Source organism: Saccharothrix violaceirubra (assembly GCF_014203755.1).
GTDB classification, from domain to species: domain Bacteria; phylum Actinomycetota; class Actinomycetes; order Mycobacteriales; family Pseudonocardiaceae; genus Actinosynnema; species Actinosynnema violaceirubrum.
Window position 1 is genome coordinate 985134 of sequence record NZ_JACHJS010000001.1, and the last position, 17171, is coordinate 1002304.

Annotated in this window: 14 protein-coding genes and 1 pseudogene; 9 read left to right on the plus strand and 6 right to left on the minus strand. The window is 71.4% G+C overall.

Annotated elements, in window-relative coordinates; all coding sequences use genetic code 11:
- Position 1: 1 nt before the first annotated feature.
- Complete coding sequence (locus F4559_RS04885) at positions 2-1339, minus strand: chromosome segregation protein (protein ID WP_184666382.1); 1338 nt, start codon at positions 1337-1339, stop codon at positions 2-4.
- Between the two features lie 180 nt (positions 1340-1519).
- Complete coding sequence (gene mce, locus F4559_RS04890; RefSeq protein ID WP_184666383.1) at positions 1520-1960, minus strand: methylmalonyl-CoA epimerase; 441 nt, start codon at positions 1958-1960, stop codon at positions 1520-1522.
- A gap of 110 nt (positions 1961-2070) precedes the next feature.
- On the opposite strand from mce, the gene F4559_RS04895 reads away from it, so the two are divergent.
- The 5 genes from F4559_RS04895 to F4559_RS04915 all read left to right on the plus strand — a co-directional run bounded on the left by F4559_RS04895 (position 2071) and on the right by F4559_RS04915 (position 8347).
- Positions 2071-3258: an acetyl-CoA C-acetyltransferase gene (locus tag F4559_RS04895; protein ID WP_184666384.1), complete on the plus strand. Its 1188-nt coding sequence runs from the start codon at positions 2071-2073 to the stop codon at positions 3256-3258.
- A gap of 138 nt (positions 3259-3396) precedes the next feature.
- Positions 3397-5391, plus strand: coding sequence for a methyl-accepting chemotaxis protein (locus F4559_RS04900; RefSeq protein ID WP_184666385.1), 1995 nt, complete (start codon positions 3397-3399; stop codon positions 5389-5391).
- Between the two features lie 263 nt (positions 5392-5654).
- The gene (locus F4559_RS04905) at positions 5655-6053 is read left to right on the plus strand and encodes a pyridoxamine 5'-phosphate oxidase family protein (RefSeq protein ID WP_184666386.1); all 399 of its coding nucleotides are present in this window, start codon (positions 5655-5657) and stop codon (positions 6051-6053) included.
- Between the two features lie 45 nt (positions 6054-6098).
- Positions 6099-7664 (plus strand): sensor histidine kinase, encoded by a 1566-nt coding sequence (locus tag F4559_RS04910; protein WP_184666387.1) that lies wholly within the window; start codon positions 6099-6101, stop codon positions 7662-7664.
- A gap of 32 nt (positions 7665-7696) precedes the next feature.
- Entirely contained in the window at positions 7697-8347 is a 651-nt protein-coding gene (locus F4559_RS04915) for a response regulator (protein ID WP_184666388.1), read from the plus strand.
- A 61-nt stretch (positions 8348-8408) separates the two neighbouring features.
- On the opposite strand, the gene F4559_RS04920 is transcribed toward F4559_RS04915, so the two are convergent.
- The 3 genes from F4559_RS04920 to F4559_RS04930 all read right to left on the minus strand — a co-directional run bounded on the left by F4559_RS04920 (position 8409) and on the right by F4559_RS04930 (position 13127).
- On the minus strand, positions 8409-9836 hold the full coding sequence (locus F4559_RS04920; protein ID WP_184666389.1) for an alpha/beta hydrolase: 1428 nt from the start codon (positions 9834-9836) through the stop codon (positions 8409-8411).
- Between the two features lie 125 nt (positions 9837-9961).
- Positions 9962-11506: an alpha/beta hydrolase gene (locus F4559_RS04925; RefSeq protein ID WP_184666390.1), complete on the minus strand. Its 1545-nt coding sequence runs from the start codon at positions 11504-11506 to the stop codon at positions 9962-9964.
- Positions 11507-11639: 133 nt separating this feature from the next.
- The gene (locus F4559_RS04930) at positions 11640-13127 is read right to left on the minus strand and encodes an alpha/beta hydrolase (RefSeq protein ID WP_184666391.1); all 1488 of its coding nucleotides are present in this window, start codon (positions 13125-13127) and stop codon (positions 11640-11642) included.
- A gap of 139 nt (positions 13128-13266) precedes the next feature.
- Between F4559_RS04930 and F4559_RS04935 the strand changes: the two genes are divergently transcribed.
- From F4559_RS04935 to F4559_RS04950, 4 genes and pseudogenes are all read left to right on the plus strand, one after another.
- The gene (locus F4559_RS04935) at positions 13267-14265 is read left to right on the plus strand and encodes a hypothetical protein (RefSeq protein ID WP_221447655.1); all 999 of its coding nucleotides are present in this window, start codon (positions 13267-13269) and stop codon (positions 14263-14265) included.
- Between the two features lie 107 nt (positions 14266-14372).
- Complete coding sequence (locus F4559_RS04940; protein WP_184666392.1) at positions 14373-15314, plus strand: SGNH/GDSL hydrolase family protein; 942 nt, start codon at positions 14373-14375, stop codon at positions 15312-15314.
- 229 nt (positions 15315-15543) lie between these two features.
- Positions 15544-15645, plus strand: a pseudogene (locus tag F4559_RS04945) (ArsR family transcriptional regulator); the annotation flags it as partial.
- 1 nt (position 15646) lies between these two features.
- Positions 15647-16057, plus strand: coding sequence for a VOC family protein (locus F4559_RS04950; RefSeq protein ID WP_184666393.1), 411 nt, complete (start codon positions 15647-15649; stop codon positions 16055-16057).
- Between the two features lie 147 nt (positions 16058-16204).
- Here the strand turns inward: F4559_RS04950 and F4559_RS04955 are convergent, their stop codons facing one another.
- A complete protein-coding gene (locus tag F4559_RS04955) occupies positions 16205-17170 on the minus strand; it encodes an ABC transporter substrate-binding protein (RefSeq protein ID WP_184666394.1) in 966 nt (321 codons plus the stop codon).
- Position 17171: the final 1 nt, after the last annotated feature.

The following is a 17171-nucleotide window of genomic DNA, read 5'->3' on the forward strand; positions in this document are numbered from 1 at the left end:
CTCAGCGCTTGCCGGTGTGCGCGCGCGGGTTGGGGCGGGGGATCTTGCGGGTGGGGCCGTCGACCTTGGACGTCGGGGCCTCGTCAGCGGGCTTGGCCTTGGTCTCGGTGCGCTTGGTCGCGTCGGCGGCCGGCGCGGGACCGGGCTCGGACGGACCCGGCGTCGGCTGGGCGGGAGCGTTCTGCACCGGAGCGACCTGGGTCGTGGTGTTCCGCGCGGATTCGGGGTTCGGGCCACTCTTCGCCGGGCCGCCCTGGGCCGGCACGGCCTGGGCCGCGGCGGGCTCGACGACGGTGCCGGCGGCCGGCTGGATCGTGGTCGCGGGGACCGGACGCGGCTTCTCCTCTTCCAACGGGTCAAGGAGCGGCGTCACCTCCAGCAGGGCGGCACGCGCCGCGTGGAGCTGCTGCGACAGCCGGTTGCGCAGGTTGCGCAACGAGTCGACCTTCTGCGACGCCGCCGTCACCCGCCGGTTCGCCTCCTCGGTCGCCTCGCGCACCCGGCGGTTCGACTCGTCGACGGCCTCCTGCACGCGCGCGGTCGCCTCGCTGATCGAGTCGTGCCGACGCCGGTTGGCCTCCTCGGTCGCCTCGCGGACCAGGCGCTGGGCCTCGGCGTTGGCCGCCGCCTGCTCCTGCGCGACCTGGGTGCGGATGCGGGCGGCCTCGTCGGTCGCCTCCCGCACGCGCCGGTCCGCCTCGGCCTTCGACGACGCCTCGGTCTCGGCCAGGGTCCGCATCGACTCGACCCGGCGGGCGGCCATCGCGATCTCGAAGTCCTCCTCGACCGTGGTCCGGCGCTGGAGCGACTCCTCGTCCAGCCGGGCCGCCTCCTCGCGGGACGTGCCCACGATCCGGTCCGCCTCGGCGCGGGCGGTCTCCAGCACGCCCCGGTGCTCGGCCTCCATGTCGGCCCGTCGCCGGTCCAGGTCGGAGATCAACTGCTCGTAGCGGGTGCGCAACGTCAACGCCTCGGCCTCGGACCTGGCCCGGACGTGGCCCGCCTCGGCCTCGGCGCGGGCGTGGATCTCGTTGGCCTCCTCCTGGGCGAGGCGCAGCATGTGCTGCAACCGCTCGCTCAGGCCCTCCAGGGTCGTCGGCGGCAGCGACAGGCGCTCGACCTGGCCGCGCAGGTCCGCGATCTCCGACCGGGCGGCCTCGAGCTGACGGGCCAGGTCGTTGGTCTGCGACACGGCCGCGTCGCGGTCGGCGGCGAGCAGGCGCAGATCCGAGTCGATGCCGTGCAGGTGCTCCTCGACCTGCGCGCGGTCGTAGCCGCGTTTGACGATGTCGAAGCCGGTTCCCAGGGGGACGAGGTCACGGTCGTCGGCGAGGCCCATGGCCTCACGCTACCCGCATGCGCGACGCGGCCGGCACCCCGTGCGGCGCGGCGCGCGGCGGATTCGCTTGACCCACCTCGAAAACGGCAAATCCGGTACACCGTGGACGGTGTCGGTGCTACCCGTGGGTAACCGCCGTGCTGTGAGCCGTCGCACGCTGCGGTTACCCGAACGGGCTAGTCAGTGCGCGCCGGGCTCGACCAGTTCGACGAGCACGCCCCCCGCGTCCTTGGGGTGCACGAAGTTGACGCGGCTGCCCGCCGTGCCGCGCCGCGCCTCGGGGTAGAGGACGCGCAAGCCCTTGGCGCGCAACGCCGCCGTCGCCGCGTCCACATCGGACACCTGGTACGCGAGCTGCTGCAGGCCCGGACCCGACCGGTCGAGGAACTTCGCGATCGTCGACTCGGGGGTCAGCGGCGCGAGCAGCTGCACGGCCGCGCCCGACGGGTCGCCCGGCGCCCGCAGCATGGCCTCGCGCACGCCCTGCTCCTCGTTGACCTCCTCGTGCGCCACCTCCAGGCCGAAGTGCTCACGGTGGAACGCGATCGCCGCGTCCAGGTCCGGGACGGCGATGCCGACGTGGTCGATGGCGGTCACGTAGCCGCCCAGTTCTGCCCGCATGCCCGGCACTGTAGCCGGCGGAACCTGTGTCCGACCTCACCCGATCGCACTCTGGGACGCCTGAGTATCGTGTTTGGTTAACGACCGCTTACAACGCTGTGGAGGTTGCGGTGTCCGGTTCCGTCATCGTCGCCGGGGCGCGCACCCCGATGGGCAAGCTGCTCGGCTCGCTGAAGGACTTCTCCGGTGCCCGGCTCGGCGGCGTCGCGATCAAGGCCGCGCTGGAGCGCGCGGGCGTCGCACCGGAGCAGGTCCAGTACGTGATCATGGGCCAGGTGCTCACGGCCGGCGCGGGCCAGATCCCCGCCCGGCAGGCCGCCGTCGCCGCCGGCATCCCGATGACCGTGCCCGCGTTGACCGTCAACAAGGTCTGCCTGTCCGGCGTCGACGCGATCGCGCTCGCCGACCAGCTCATCCGCGCCGGCGAGTTCGACATCGTCGTGGCGGGCGGCCAGGAGTCCATGACCCAGGCGCCGCACCTGCTGCCCAAGTCGCGCGGCGGGTACAAGTTCGGCGACGTCACCGTGCAGGACCACATGCAGCTCGACGGTCTGTTCTGCGCGTTCGACCAGGTCGCCATGGGCGCCTCGACCGAGAAGGCCAACGCCCGCTACGACCTGACCCGCGAGGAGCAGGACGAGTTCGCCGCCCGCTCGCACCGGCTGGCCGCCGCGGCGATCGCGAACGGCGTGTTCGCCGAGGAGATCGCGCCCGTCGAGATTCCCCAGCGCAAGGGCGACCCGCTGCTGTTCGCCACCGACGAGGGCGTGCGCGCGGACACCACGGTCGAGGGCCTGGCCAGGCTGCGCCCGGCGTTCTCGGCCGACGGCACGATCACCGCCGGTTCCGCGTCGCAGATCTCCGACGGCGCGGCGGCCGTCGTCGTGATGAGCAAGGCCAAGGCCGAGGAGCTGGGCCTGACCTGGCTGGCCGAGATCGGGGCGCACGGCGTCGTCGCGGGCCCCGACGCGACCCTGCACGAGCAGCCGGCCAACGCGATCAAGGCGGCGTGCGCCAAGGCGGGCATCACCCCTGACGACCTCGACCTCGTCGAGATCAACGAGGCGTTCGCGGCCGTCGGCATCGTGTCCACGCGGCAGTTGGGCATCTCGCCGGACAAGGTCAACGTCAACGGCGGCGCGCTCGCCCTCGGCCACCCGATCGGCATGTCCGGCGCGCGGCTCGTGCTGCACCTGGCGCTGGAGCTGAAGCGGCGCGGCGGCGGGGTTGGCGCGGCGGCGTTGTGCGGCGGCGGCGGCCAGGGCGACGCGCTGATCGTGCGCGTGCCGAAGGCGTAGTGCCTTTCGGGGTGTACCGGGACCGCGGACGGTCCCGGTACACCCCGAAAGGAAAGGCTCTCAGGAGCGCTCTTGCGGCGCCGATAGGGGGACGACGGCGGAACCGCCGCCACCACCTGTCGTCGGGGGAGCGCCAGCATGTCGAGTTTCCGGTTGTCGAGTTTTCGGGGCCGTCTGCTCGCCGTGCTCGTTCCCGTCGTCGTGCTGGGGCTGGCCGTCCTGTCGGTGTTCGTCGTGGTCAGCGCCACGACGCTGGAGGAGGACGCGCAGCGCGGGCACGGTCGCGACGTCGCGGAGAGCCTCGCCCGGCAGGTGGAGACCCGGATCGCGGCGGCCCGCGCCGCCGAGCGCGCCATCGTCGCCACCGGCGGTGTGCTGCCGACGGAGAACCGCCCGCTGCTGGACGAGGTGGTCCGCGCGTCGCTCGCCGCCACGCCCGAGATCTTCGACATGTACCTGTGCTTCGAGGTCCCCGGCGACCCGCGCTACCCGCTCTCGGGCGTCCAGCAGTACCTCTGGGTCAAGGACGCGAACGGCACGCCCGTGCGCCAGGACCTCGACGACGCGGCGAACGCCGAGGCCATCAAGTACGACTGGTACACCCAGCCCAAGCGCACCAACGCCGAGAGCATCGTCGAGCCGTACTACGACGAGAACCTCAAGGCGCTCATGACCTCGGTGACGGCCCCGATCGTCCAGAACGGGAAGACGGTGGGCATCGCGGGCGTCGACGTCACGCTCGACCAGCTCTCCCAGCAGGTGAGCGCCGCGAAGGTGTCCGACAACGGCTACGCGGTCCTGCTCTCCCGGCAGGGCATGCTGCTCGCGGCGCCCGACGCGTCGGGCGTGGGGTCCAAGACGCTGGAGCAGGTCGCGTCCGAGCCCGCGCGCGACACCGCCGCCGCCCTGACGAGCGCGATCGCGGCCAACGGCAGCGGGACCCTCGACGGCCTCGACCCGCTCTCGGCGGAGGCGAGCGACGCGGTGGTGACCTGGGCGCCGGTCGAGGGCACGGGTTGGACGCTGGCGACGGTGACGCCGATGGACGACGTGCTCGCCCCGGTCGCCGCGCTGCGCACCAAGCTGATCGGTTTCGCGCTCGGTATCGCCCTGGTGCTGCTCGCGACCGTGTGGTTCACGACCCGCCGCCTGACCGCCCGCATGCCCGTGCTGCGCACCGCGGCGCTCGACATCGCCCGTGGTCGCCTGGACGTCACCCTGCCCCGCGCCGGGCGGGACGAGCTGGGCGAGCTGGCGGTCGCCTTCGGCGAGATGGTCGCGACGCTGCGCCGCACGGCCGACCACCTCCGCCGGATCGCCTCCGGCGACCTGGCCGCACCGGTCCGGCCCGCCGGTCCCGACGACGAACTCGGCAACGCGCTCGTGGAGATGCAGCGCGGGCTGACCTCGTCGGTGCGGGCCGTGGTGGAGACCGCCGGCACCCTCAGCGGATCGGCCGAGGCGCTGCGCGGCCAGGCCGGGGAGCTGCGGGAGAGCGCGGCGGTGACCTCCAGCCAGTCGGCGGCGGCCAGCGTCGGCGCGGCCGAGTTCAGCGCCAGCGTCGCGGAGATCGCCTCGACCATCTCGCGCGGCGCGGACCTGGCCATGGACGCGGAGCAGGCGACGGCCACCATGACCGCGCAGCTGCACAGCCTCGCCGGGTCCTCGGCCGCCATCGCGGACGTGGTCGACGTGATCACCAGGATCGCCGCCCAGACCCACCTGCTCGCGCTCAACGCGACCATCGAGGCGTCCCGCGCGGGCGAGGCGGGCCGCGGGTTCGCGGTCGTGGCCACCGAGGTGAAGAGCCTCGCCGAGTCGACGACGACCGCGACGGTGAGCGTCACCGAGCGCATCGCGGCGATCCAGTCCGATGTGGACGGAACCGTCCGGGTGATCGAGCGGATCGGTGCCTCGATCCGCGACATGACCGAGCTGCAGGGCGTCATCGTCGCCGCGGTCGAGGAGCAGTCGGCGGCGTCGCACTCGGTGCGGGAGAGCATCGGGCACGTCGCGGACGTGGCGGGTCGCACGGAGACCAACGTCCAGGCCGGCCTCGGCCTCGCCGACGACCTGGCCGACGCGGTCGGGCGGCTGGAAGAGGTGAGCAAGGGCTTCCGGCTGGGCGACTGACCCCGTCGGTGCCGCACCGCACCGAAGTGCCGGTCCGCCGGTCCGAGATGTCTCAACTGGGCTTTGTGCGAAATCGACGGGAATAGTCGTCCGCAGGGTTTCCGCTGGTCCCGGATGATCCACTGAAAAACGAGGTGTGCTCGGCGACACAGGGGGAATTCCTCCATCCGTGTGCGCAGACGAACGCGGGACTTCCGACCCTAGGCAAAACGCGGGGACAGACCGAACGTTTGTGTCCGGCAACTGGGGGATGAAGAGGTGCGATGTACGACTCGGTCGGACTTGAGGTGCTCTCCAGACAGGAGTGTCTCGAACTGCTGGGAGCGTCGTCCATAGGACGGCTGGTGTTCACGGACCGTGCGCTCCCGATGGTCCACCCGGTCGTGTTCGCGCTCGACGGCGAGTCGGTCGTGCTGCGGGTGCCCGAGGGCAGCGCCACGCTCGTCGCCCGCGACACGATCGTCGCGTTCGAGATCGACGAGATCGAGAAGGACCTGTCCCGGGGTTGGTCGGTGATGGCCGTCGGGCACGTCACCGAGGTCGACGACGAGGCGAGCCTGGAACGCCTGCGCGCCCTGCCGCTGGCGAGCCGGCCGCACGGCCGCGTCGACCACTACCTCGTGGTGGAGTTGGAGGTGCTCACCGGCCGTCGCATTCCGTAGCCGGAAGGTACTAATCTCGGAGCCGCGCTGTGGAGGTGTGGTTCCTTGGGCGGTTCCCCGGAGACGAACGCGATGCGGCTTGACGGCCTGTTGCGCGAGTTGACCGACCGCACGGCACAGGTGCTCATGTCCCAGGAACGGCTGCACCGGCTGCTCGGCGCGGTGATGTCGCTGGCCAGCGACCTGTCGCTGCCCGACGTGCTGCGCCGCATCGTCGAGTCGTCGTGCGGCCTGGTCGGCGCCCGTTACGGCGCGTTGGCGGTGATGGGACCGCACCGGCAGCTCCTGGAGTTCACCTACGGCGACGACGACCACCGCGCCGCGTTCGCGGGCACCACCTTCGACCCGGCCGCACCCGGTTTCCTGGGCGTGCCCGTGCACGTGCGCGGCGAGGTGTTCGGCAACCTCTACCTGACGGACAAGGAGGACGGCGCCGACTTCACGCGCGCCGACCAGGAGGTCGTCACGGCCATCGCCGCCGCCGCCGGCATCGCGATCGAGAACGCCCGCCTCTACGAGCAGTCCCGGCAGCGCGAGGTGTGGCTGCGCGCGTCCAACGAGGTGACGAACGCGCTGCTCACCGGCACGCCGGACCGCGACGCGCTGCGCCTGGTCGCCGTGCGCGCCCGGCTGGCCGCCGACGGGGCGTGCGCCGTGCTCGCGCTGCCCGACGAGCAGGGCGAGCTGCAGATCCGGGTCAACGACGGCGAACTTCGCGGCTTCACCATGTCGCGCGAGGGCAGTGCCAGCCGCGAGGTGTTCACGACCGGGCGGACCATGGTGCTCGACGGGCTGCCCGGCCACTTCGACCGGATCGGGCCCGTGGTGATCGTGCCGCTGGCCGCCGGCGACCGGCAGCTCGGCGTGCTCATGGTGGCCCGCGCCCGCGACCGGGCCGGGTTCGGCTCGTCGGACGTGATGCTGGTCGAGGCGTTCGCCCGGCAGGCGGCGTTGATCCTGGAGTTCACGCGGGCGTCCGGTGTCGGGCGGCGGCTGGCCGTGCTGGAGGACCGCGACCGGATCGCGCGGGACCTGCACGACCTCGTGGTGCAGCGGCTGTTCGGGCTGGGCCTGGGCTTGCAGAGCCTCAACGGGCTGGTGGAGCAGCCGCTGGTGGCCGACCGGCTGGCCGAGTTCGTGGCCGAGGTCGACCAGACGATCCGCGAGATCCGGCAGACGATCTTCTCGTTGCAGGAGCCGCCGGACGGGCCGAACAGCCTGCGCGGTCAGCTCGTGCGCGCGGTCCAGGACGCCAGCCGGCTGCTCGGGTACGAGCCGACGCTGGCGATCGAGGGGCCGGTCGACTCGGTGGTGCCCGACCACGTCCGGCCCGATCTGCTGGCGACCCTGCGCGAGGCGTTGGCCAACGCGGCGCGGCACGCGTCGGCGCGGATGGTCGAGGTGGCCATGCGGGTCGACCGGGACGCGACCGAGGCGACGTTGATCGTGCGGGACGATGGTGCCGGGCTGCCCGAGGGCGGGCCCCGGCACACGGGCGGGTTGGCGAACATGACCGCGCGGGCACGGCGGTGGAACGGCACGTGCGTGGTCGACTCGGCGGAGGGCCACGGGGTGACCGTCACGTGGTCCGTCCCGCTGGCGTCGGTGTGACCGCGCGGTCGGGTGTCACGGAAGGGAGAGGGATGTCCATCTCGGTACTGCTGGTCGACGACCACGAGATCGTCCGGCGGGGGTTGCAGCAACTGCTGGCGGTCGAGGCGGACATCACCGTGGTCGGCGAGGCGGACACGGCCGCGTCCGCGGTGACCGCCGCCGCCGAGCACCGGCCCGACGTGGCGGTGATCGACGTCCGCCTGCCCGACGGCGACGGGGTGACCGTGTGCCGGGAGATCCGGTCCGTGGTGGACCCGCCGCCCGCCTGCCTGATGCTGACCTCGTACTCGGACGACGAGGCGCTGTTCGGCGCGATCATGGCCGGTGCCGCCGGGTACATGCTCAAGCAGGTGTCCGGCAACGACCTGGTCTCCGCGATCCGGACCCTGGCCGCCGGCGGGTCGCTGCTGCACTCGGGGGTGACGGCCACCGTGTTGCAGCGGTTGCGGGGCGGGCCGGTCGAGGACCCCCGGTACGCCGCGCTGAGCCCGCAGGAGCGGCGGATCCTCGACCTCATCGCGGAGGGGTTGACCAACCGGCAGATCGCGCACCGGCTCTACCTCGCGGAGAAGACCGTGAAGAACTACGTGTCGTCCCTGCTGCACAAGCTGGGGTTTGACCGGCGGACCGAGGCCGGGGTGTACGCGGCCAAGCGCCGCCAGCGCGGCGCCGGCCTCTGACCCCGCGAGTCATACGTTCGGACACCGCGAAATGTGCACTCGGACACCGCGAACTGTGCGTTCAGGCACCCCCGATCGGGGTGCCGGGGCACGTGGTGTCGCGCGTGGGCAGCGTGCCGTCCACCAGGAAGTCCTCCACGGCGTCGTTGACGCACGCGTTGTCGTAGCCGTAGACGGTGTGGTCGCCGTCGTCGACGGTGAGCATGCGTGAACCCGCGAACCGGGCGTGCGTCCTGCGGGCGCCCTCGACCGGCGTGGCGGGGTCGCGTTCGGTCTGCACGAAGAGCACCGGCGGGACGCCCTGGCCCGTGGGCGTCTTCAAGGTGAGGCTGGGCCGGTCCCAGAAGGCGCACGGTGCCAACGGCTGGTAGTAGCCGTTCAACGGGTACCGCCCGCCCAGCCGCGCCGACTCCTCGGCCAGGAAGTCCGGCCCGCCGCGGAACGGGGTGTCGTTGCACATGATCATGTACGCCGTCGCCCGCGACGCGTCCGGGCTGCCCGGGTCGAACGCGGCGAACTCGCCCGCCAGGACCGCGGCGGCCTGCGGGAACGCCTCCTTGTGCCGGGTGGCCGCGGTCAGCGCGCGGTCCAGGGACATGGCCGTGAACAGGGTGCCGTCGGGCAGCTCCACCGGATCGGCGGCCAGGCTCGCGCGGGTGGTCTCGTAACGGCCGCGGACCTGCTCCGGGGTCGTGCCCAGGTGGTACGTGGCGTCGTTGCGCGCGATCCACGGCAGCAGGTCGGCGCGGAACCGGCGTTCGGTCGCGCGCGGGATCTCGGCGAAACCGCCCTGGAACGTGCCGGTGACGTCGAACGTCGAGTCGAGCACGAACCTGCCCACGCTGCGCGGGAAGTAGGCCGTGTAGTACGCGCCCAGCCACGTGCCGCCGGAGTAGCCCAGCCAGTCGACCTTGTCGACCTTCATCAAGCGGCGCAACAGGTCCAGGTCTTTCACAGTCTGCTCGGTGGTGATGTACCGACCCGCCTCGCCCGATCGTTGTCGGCACAGTCGGGCGTGGTCGCGGGCCTTGTCGTGCACGGCCCGGATGCCCCGCGGCGAGCGGTCGCGCGGGTCGGGGTGGTCGGCGAAGTCGTGGCCACCGCAGGAGATCCCGTGCGCGGGACTCGTGCCGCGCACGTCGATCCCCACGATCTCCAGGTTGTCGACGAGTCGGGCGCGGTGGGTCAGCTCCAACGGCAGTTCCCGGCCGAGGTCGCCCGGACCTCCCGGGTTGGTGAACAGCACGCCCTTGCCCGGCCCCTTGGGCTTGAGGCGGCTGACGGAGATCGTGAACCGCTTGCCGTCGTCCGGCCGGTTCCAGTCGCGTGGCACGTCGAACGTGGCGCACTCGAGGGCGCCGGGGTCCGGGATGTCGGTGCACGGCGCCCACACGAGCTGCTGGATGCCGAAACCCGCCGCGTGGGCGGGTGCGGGCAGGAATGCCGCGACCAAGGCGGCGGTCGACAGGACTGTGATCGTCTTACGCAACGGAGGTCCCCTCAAAGGTCGGTGCGCACACCTCACTCCTGTGAGGTGTGCGCGGACATCCGACCGGAGGTTGATCCGGACGTACGACCGGCCCGCGCCCCGGGCGGGGACGCGGGCCGGACCGACTACAGCGGGAAGAAGATCGGCCGCCGTACGGTGTCGTCCGCCTTGGCCTGCGGGGCCGTCGGGTCGGGCAGCGGCACGCCGGCGCACGTCAGGTCCTTGTCCGGGACCTTGGCGTCGACGAGGAACGCCTCCACGATGTCGTCCACGCACTTGTTGCCGAACGCGTAGATGCCGTGGTCGCCCTCGTCGGTCACGGTCAGCAGCCGCGAGCCGGCGAACTTTTCGTGCGACCGGCGGGCACCCTCGACCGGGGTGGCCGGGTCGCGTTCCGACTGCACCATCAGGATCGGCGGGACGCCCTTGCCCGTGGGCTTCTTGAGCTGCAACGCCGGCCGCTCCCAGAACGCGCACGCCGCGTCGATCTGGTAGTAGCCGATCAGCGGGTACTGCGCGCCCAGGCGTTCGGCCTTCTCCGCCAGGTACTTGCGACCGCCGAGGTAGCGGGTGTCGTTGCACGCTATGGCGTAGAACGTCGCGCTGGACGCGTCGCGGTACTGCGTCAGGCCGAGCGCGGCGTTCGCCGTGGTGGCGGGCACCGCGCCGGACGCGACCGCGGCGAGGAACTCCGCGCCGATCTGGAAGTAGTTCTTCGAGTACTGCACCTGGACCAGGAGGCTGTCGAGGTGGACGGCCTTCAGGTGCGAGCCGTCCGGCAGCGGGATCGGGTTGGCGGTGAGCGCCGCACGGGCCTTCTCGTACTGCTGCCGCACGGCCTCGGCCGTGGTGCCGAGGTGGAACACGTTGTCGTACTTGGCCACCCACGGCAGGAAGTCGGTGCGGAAGCGGCGCTCGAAGCCCCGGCCGAACTCGTCGAACACGTCCTGGAACGTGGTCGTGAACTCGGCGTTGGAGTCGAGCACGAACTTGTCGACGCGCTCGGGGAAGTACGTCGCGTAGTACGCGCCCATCCACGTGCCGCCGGAGTAGCCGACCCAGCTGATCTTGTCCCGCTTGAGCAGGCGGCGCAGCAGGTCGAGGTCCTTGACCGTCTGCTCGGTGTTGACGTACTTGCCGAAGTCGCCGGACAGCGTCTGGCACGTGGTGGCCTGGAACTCGGCGGCGTCGTAGAACAGCTTGACGTTGCGCGGGCTGCGGTCGCGCGGGTCGACCAGGTTCGACGAGTCGAAGTCGCCGCACGTGACGTTCGTGCTCGCGCCCGTGCCGCGCACGTCGATGCCGATCACCTCGGCGTTGTCGACGAGCTTGGTGCGGGACGCGAACGCCAGCGCGAACTCCCGGCCCGGCGCACCGGGGCCGCCGGGGTTGGTCAGCACGCTGGACTTGGTCGGGCCCTTGGGCTTGAGGCGGCTGATCGCGATCGTGATCTTGTTGCCGTCGTTCGGCCGGTTCCAGTCACGCGGTGCGCCGAAAGTGGCACACTCGAGCAGCGGAGGCGCGTTCGGGATGTCGGTACACGGCCCCCAGGCGAGCTTCTGGTCGTCGAACTGCTTCGCCGCCTTCACCGCTTCGGGTGCGGCGTCGGCGACCGCCGGCACGCTCGCGACGAGCGCGAGCGCGGAGACGGCCACCACCAGTTTTCTCATCCGTGGAACTCCCCTCGGTTGTGGACCGCCTCACCCCATCTGTCCGGCCCGTGGCTCCACAACCACCGGAAGAACCACCTTGCGATCCACCAAAGTGTTAGGCCGGACACCGATTCCGCTGTGCCGAATGGCTTCATCGCCTTGCTACCAAGGGAATCCCGGCTGTCGTCCCCGGTGTCGGCAGCGGAGTCGCCGCGCACGTCAGGTCGCGGTCGGGAGTCACGCCGTCCACGACGAACGATTCCACGATGTCGTCCACGCAACGATTCCCGCTCCCGTAGACACCGTGGTCCCCGTCGTCCACGACGGTCACCAGGCGTGATCCGGCGAGGCTCGCGTGCGCGCGGCGTGCGCCCTCGATCGGCGTGGCCGGATCGCGTTCCGACTGGACCAGGAGGATCGGCGGGGCGCCCTTGCCCGTCGGCTTGCGCAGCTTGAGCGGCGTGCGGTGCCAGAACGCGCACGGCGCGCTGATCTGGTGGTAGCCGACGAACGGGTACTTCCGGCCGCGTTCCTCGGCGCGGGCGGCGAGTTCGGCCCGGCCGCCGACGTACCTCGTGTCGTTGCAGATGATCGAGTAGAACAGCGCGTTCCCGGCGTCCGCGTACCGGGCGAACGCCGTCACGCCGGGTACTGCCGCACCCTGCCCTTCGACGGCGGCGACGACCCGCGCGAGCAGTTCCGTGCCTTGGGGGAACAGGGACTTGCCGTAGAGGATCCGGGCCACCAGGCCGTCGAGTTCCACGATCGTGAGCGGGCCGCCGGTCGCGAGCCGGGCGCGGACCGACTCGTACCGGGCGCGGACGGCCTCGGGCGTGGCGCCCAGGTGGTAGACGGAGTCGTACTTCGCCACCCACGGCAGGTAGTCCGTGACGAGTCGGCGTTCGAAGGCCATGGCCAGTTCGCCGAACGTGTCCTGCCAGGTCCTGGAGAAGTCGACGTTGGCGTCGAGCACGAACCTGCCGACGTGTCCGGGGAAGTACGCGGAGTAGTGCGCGCCCAGCCACGAGCCGCCCGAGCCGCCCAACCAGTCGATCCGGTCCCGGCCGAGCAGGCGGCGCAGCAGGTCGAGGTCCTTGACCGTCTGTTCGGTGTCGACGTACTTGCCGAAGTCGCCGGACAGCGTCTGGCACGTCTTGGCCTGGAACTCGGCCGCGTCGTAGATCAGGTCGACGTTGCGCGGGCTCCGGTCGCGCGGGTCGACGGGGAAGTCCGGGAACACGAACCCGCCGCACGTGACGTTCGTGCTCGCGCCCGTGCCGCGCACGTCGATGCCGACGATCTCGACGTTGTCGGCGAGTTTCGCCCGCGTGGCAAGGAAGAGCGGCATCGTCCGGCCCGGCTCACCGGGACCGCCGGGGTTGGTCAGCAGCGACCTGGCGTGCCGCGTGGGCGACTTGAGGCGGCTGATCGCGATCGTGATCCTGTTGCCGTCGTGCGGTCGGTTCCAGTCGCGCGGCGCGGAGAAAGCGGAACACTCCAACGGTTCCGAGTCCGGGATGTCGGTGCACGGTCCCCACGCGAGCACCTGGTCGCCGAACGGGTCTGGTGCGGCCTGGCCCGCGGCGGGTAGCGTCACGGCGAGCGTGGCCGTGATCACGACGGGTAACAGTCTTCTCATGGTTCCCCCTTTGAAGACGCGAGGGGTGTAGCACATCGTCCGGGTGCGGGGCGCCACAACCGACGAGAGTCGTCGACCTGTGTCTACGAAAGAGTTCGTCCGGTCGGCCCTGCGGAGAAGTAAGGTCGACGGGGTGGGGATGTTCCGGAGGAAGCGGCCTGCTGCGGTCGCCCGCGAGGTGGTGCGCGACCACACCTACGACGACGCGATCCTGGACATCGCGGCCGAGGAGATGGACGCGGGCCACCTGAGAGCGGCGACGACCGTGCTGGCCGAGTGCCGCGCCGAACCCGAGGTGCGCGCGCTGCGGGTCGAGGTGCTGGGGGAGCACGCCATCGGCCACGCGGACGAACTGCTGGAACTCGCGAAGACCAACACCGACCCCGACCTGTGGCTGCTGGCCGGCACGGCGTTCATCCGCGAGGCCTGGGCCATCCGGGGCGCCGGACGGGCGGACTCGGTGGGCAAGGACCGGTTCAAGGTCTTCTTCGCCACGTTGCGCAAGGCGGTCGGCCCGCTGCACGAGGCCGCGAAGCTGCTGCCCGAGGACGCCGTGCCGTGGGCCCAGCTCCAGACCGCCGGCCTGGGCCTGCAGGTCGACCGCGAGCAGAAGGACGAGGTGTGGCGGGAGATCGTGCGCCGCTGCGCCACCCTCTACCCGGCGCACTGGACCCGGTTGCAGATCCTGGCCGCCAAGTGGGGCGGCTCGGCCGAGGAGATGATGGCGTTCGCCCAGGGCAGCGCCGACCACGCGCCGCCCGGCGACCCGGTCGTCGCGATGCTGCCGCTGGCCCACTTCGAGATCTTCCTCGAGCAGTTCGAGGAGGCCGTCCAGGCACGCAGCGCGTTGAAGATCGCGACGTTGAAGATGCGGTACTTCAGCCGGGTGCGCGACGAGATCGCCCAGGCCGCCGACAAGTGGACCCGCACGCCCGGCGGCCCGCACCCGCGCGGGTTGCAGGCGCACAACCTGTTCGCGGCGGCGTTCGCGCTGGCCGACGACGCGCCCCGGGCCCGGCGGCACCTGCTGGGCATGCGCGACCACGTGCACGACGTGCCCTGGTCGTACGTCGCCTACCTGGCGGACGACCTGGAGAAGGAGTATTCGGAACTGGCGAACAAGTACCTCGACGCCTGAGTCCGATCGGGGTAAGTCTCTAGGTCGTACAGCGCACTCCAGGTTGGGCCAATAGCGTCATCGGGCCGGTCGCGTACGCGGCCATTCCCCGAAAGGACCGATGACGCATGTTCAGAACCGCGCTCGCCCTCGCCGCCGTCGCCACGTTCGCCACCGCGCCGACCGCCGGGGCGTCCGCCGCCCTCGAGTGGGTCGCGCTGGGCGACTCGTTCGCCGCCGGGGTCATCTCGTCGGCCGGGCCCGTGCTGGTCCGCGACGGGTGCGAGCGGACCAGGGGTGCCTACCCGCGGGTGCTGTCCGCCCGGCTCGGGTTCCTCTGGCGACTGGTCGACGTGAGCTGCGGGGGCGCGACCGTGGCCAACATGGTGGACGAGCCGCAGTACCCGACCGGCCGGCACCTGCCGTGGCTGGGCGTCGTGGACCCCGCGTACCCGTTCCCGCCGGTGTGGCCGCAGGTCCACGCGGTGAGCGCGGCGACCGACCTGGTGACCGTGTCCGGTGGCGCGGAGACGGTCGGGTTCCCGGAGCTGCTGTCGGCGTGCGAGAGCCTGGGGTCCGGGCACGACGGCGACGAGAGTCCGTGCCGCGACCTGTTCACGTCCGGTGCCGACGGGGTGCCCACGGTCGCGGAGCGGCTCGCGTACACCGGTGTGGCTGTGGACTACCTGCTGGACGTCGTGCGGGCACGGGCGCCGCTGGCGGCGTCGATCGTGGTGGGGTACCCGTCGATCATCCCGGTGGACACGGGGACGTGCCTGCGTGTCGGGGGTGAGTCGTACTTCGAGTTCGGGCACACCACCTACGCGGACCTGGACTGGTTGCGCACGGGTGTGTTGGAGCCGTTGAATGCCTTGCTCGCCGCCAAGGCCGCTGCGCACGGGGCGTTGTTCGTGGATCTGGACCTGGTCACGCGGGGGCACGACGTGTGCGCGTCCGAGCAGTGGGTCGAGGGGTTCGTGAGTCGGACCGGGGACTGGGCGTTCGTGCGGCCCAACCTGGCCGGCCACGCGGCCGCCGCCGACGCCATCCTGACCGGCGGCTCCCTCTGACCTCGCGAGTCCTCCACTCAGGCACCCCGAAATACGCACGCGGACAGTCCGGCGGGGACTCGTGGGGTGCCTGAACGCACAACTCGCGGTGTCTGAGTGCATAACTCGCGGGCTTGACGAGAAAAGTTGTCGGGGTGAGGGTGGCGGCGTGCACGACGTGGCGGTGATCGACGATCCGGGTGCGGCCGAGGTGCCCCTGGACCCGGTGCGGGCGCGACTGCCGGCCGGTGCCGTGACCGCGCTGGTCTCGAAATACCACGACGACGCCGGCCGGTCGCACCGGATCGTGGTCGCCGTGCACCCGACGGTTCGACGCGAGGAGAAGGACTGACATGTACGTCCCCGTGACCGGCATCCCGGTCGACGACCAGGACAAGGCCCTGGCCTTCTACACCGAGGTGCTGGGCTTCGTGAAGAAGCAGGACGTCCCGGTCGGCGACGCCAAGTGGCTGACCGTCGTCTCGCCCGAGGCGCCCGACGGCGTCGAGATCCTGCTCGAACCCGACGGCAACCCCGGCATCCGGATCGGGGACGAGCCCGCCGCCCGCGTCTACAAGAAGACCCTCTACGACGCGGGCATGCCTTACACCATGCTCGGCACCAAGGACCTCCAGAAGGACTACGAGCGGATGACCGCACACGGGGTCAGGTTCACCCTGGAACCGACGAAGACGCCTTTCGGCGCGCAGGCCGTGTTCGACGACACCTGCGGCAACCTGATCGTGCTCGTCCAGCTCGACTGACGGTCGAGCGGGAGGGATCGCCGCCGACCCCGGCCGGTCCACAGTGGATTCTCCGACACCGGCCGGGTGGGCGGGTACGACGGCTTCCGCGAAGGCCGTACGACCCGGCGGCGGCGAGGTCGGCCGCGCCGCCGCCGGGCCGGAACGTCAGCACTTCTGCTTGTAGAAGTACTTCTCCTGCAACGAGTCCTTGGTCAGCGCGACGAGTTCGGTCTGCACCTCGCGTTCCACCGCGCCGCCCTGGATGGCCTTGGCCGCCAGGTCCACGCCGGTCGAGCCGATGCCGGCCGGGTCCTGCGCGATGAGCGCCTGCACGACGCCGGACTTCAGGTCCTCGACCTGCTTGGGCGAGGCGTCGAAGCCGATCAGGTTCACCTGGCCGGTCTTGCCGGCGTTGCGCAGACCGGTGGCCGCACCTTCGCCGGTGTTGAGGTTGGTGGCGAACACGCCGATCAGGTCGGGGTTGCCGGCCAGGACGCCGGTGGTCTTCGACGCGGCCTGGTCGGGCTCGTTGTCGGTGAACTGGCGGCCGGTGTAGCGCAGGTTCGGGTACTTCTTCAGCTCGTCCTCGAAGCCCTTGGCGCGGGCGTCGGTCGTGGACGTCCCCGCCTTGGTGTCGAGCACGAGCACCGAACCGGACTTGTTCCCGACGAGCTTCGCCAGCGTCTGTGCCGCCAACCGCCCGCCCTGCTCGTTGTCCGACGACACGGTCGACACCGCGATCGACGTGTCGGCCAGCCGGGTGTCGACCTCCACGACCTTGATGCCCGCGTCCTTCAACTGGCGGATCGGACCGGCCATGGCCTTGTCGTCGGTCGGCGCGATCAGCACCGCGCCCGGCTTGTTGCCGAGCACGCCGGTCACGATCGGGGTCTGCAACGTCGAGTCGAACTTCGCCGGCGCCTGCACGTCCACGTCGAAGCCCTGGGCCTTGGCCGCCTCGCGGAAGCCGCACTCCATGGAGATGTAGAACGGCTCGGCCGCCACCCCCGGGATCAGCACCAGCCGCTTGGCGTCCGTGCCACCGCCGCCGGTGTCGCCGATCTGCCCACCGCCACCGCACGCGGTGAGCAGCAACAGCGCCGACAGAAGAGCCGCAGTCCTCGTTGACATG

Bases quoted from the DNA above. Each gene is read 5' to 3' on its own strand.
- F4559_RS04940 (WP_184666392.1), top strand. From the start codon at position 14,373: ATGTTCAGAACCGCGCTCGCCCTCGCCGCCGTCGCCACGTTCGCCACC.
- F4559_RS04900 (WP_184666385.1), top strand. From the start codon at position 3,397: ATGTCGAGTTTCCGGTTGTCGAGTTTTCGGGGCCGTCTGCTCGCCGTG.
- F4559_RS04905 (WP_184666386.1), top strand. From the start codon at position 5,655: ATGTACGACTCGGTCGGACTTGAGGTGCTCTCCAGACAGGAGTGTCTC.
- F4559_RS04950 (WP_184666393.1), top strand. From the start codon at position 15,647: ATGTACGTCCCCGTGACCGGCATCCCGGTCGACGACCAGGACAAGGCC.
- F4559_RS04930 (WP_184666391.1), bottom strand. From the start codon at position 13,127: ATGAGAAGACTGTTACCCGTCGTGATCACGGCCACGCTCGCCGTGACG.
- mce (WP_184666383.1), bottom strand. From the start codon at position 1,960: ATGCGGGCAGAACTGGGCGGCTACGTGACCGCCATCGACCACGTCGGC.
- F4559_RS04915 (WP_184666388.1), top strand. From the start codon at position 7,697: ATGTCCATCTCGGTACTGCTGGTCGACGACCACGAGATCGTCCGGCGG.
- F4559_RS04955 (WP_184666394.1), bottom strand. From the start codon at position 17,170: ATGTCAACGAGGACTGCGGCTCTTCTGTCGGCGCTGTTGCTGCTCACC.
- F4559_RS04925 (WP_184666390.1), bottom strand. From the start codon at position 11,506: ATGAGAAAACTGGTGGTGGCCGTCTCCGCGCTCGCGCTCGTCGCGAGC.
- F4559_RS04935 (WP_221447655.1), top strand. From the start codon at position 13,267: ATGTTCCGGAGGAAGCGGCCTGCTGCGGTCGCCCGCGAGGTGGTGCGC.
- F4559_RS04885 (WP_184666382.1), bottom strand. From the start codon at position 1,339: ATGGGCCTCGCCGACGACCGTGACCTCGTCCCCCTGGGAACCGGCTTC.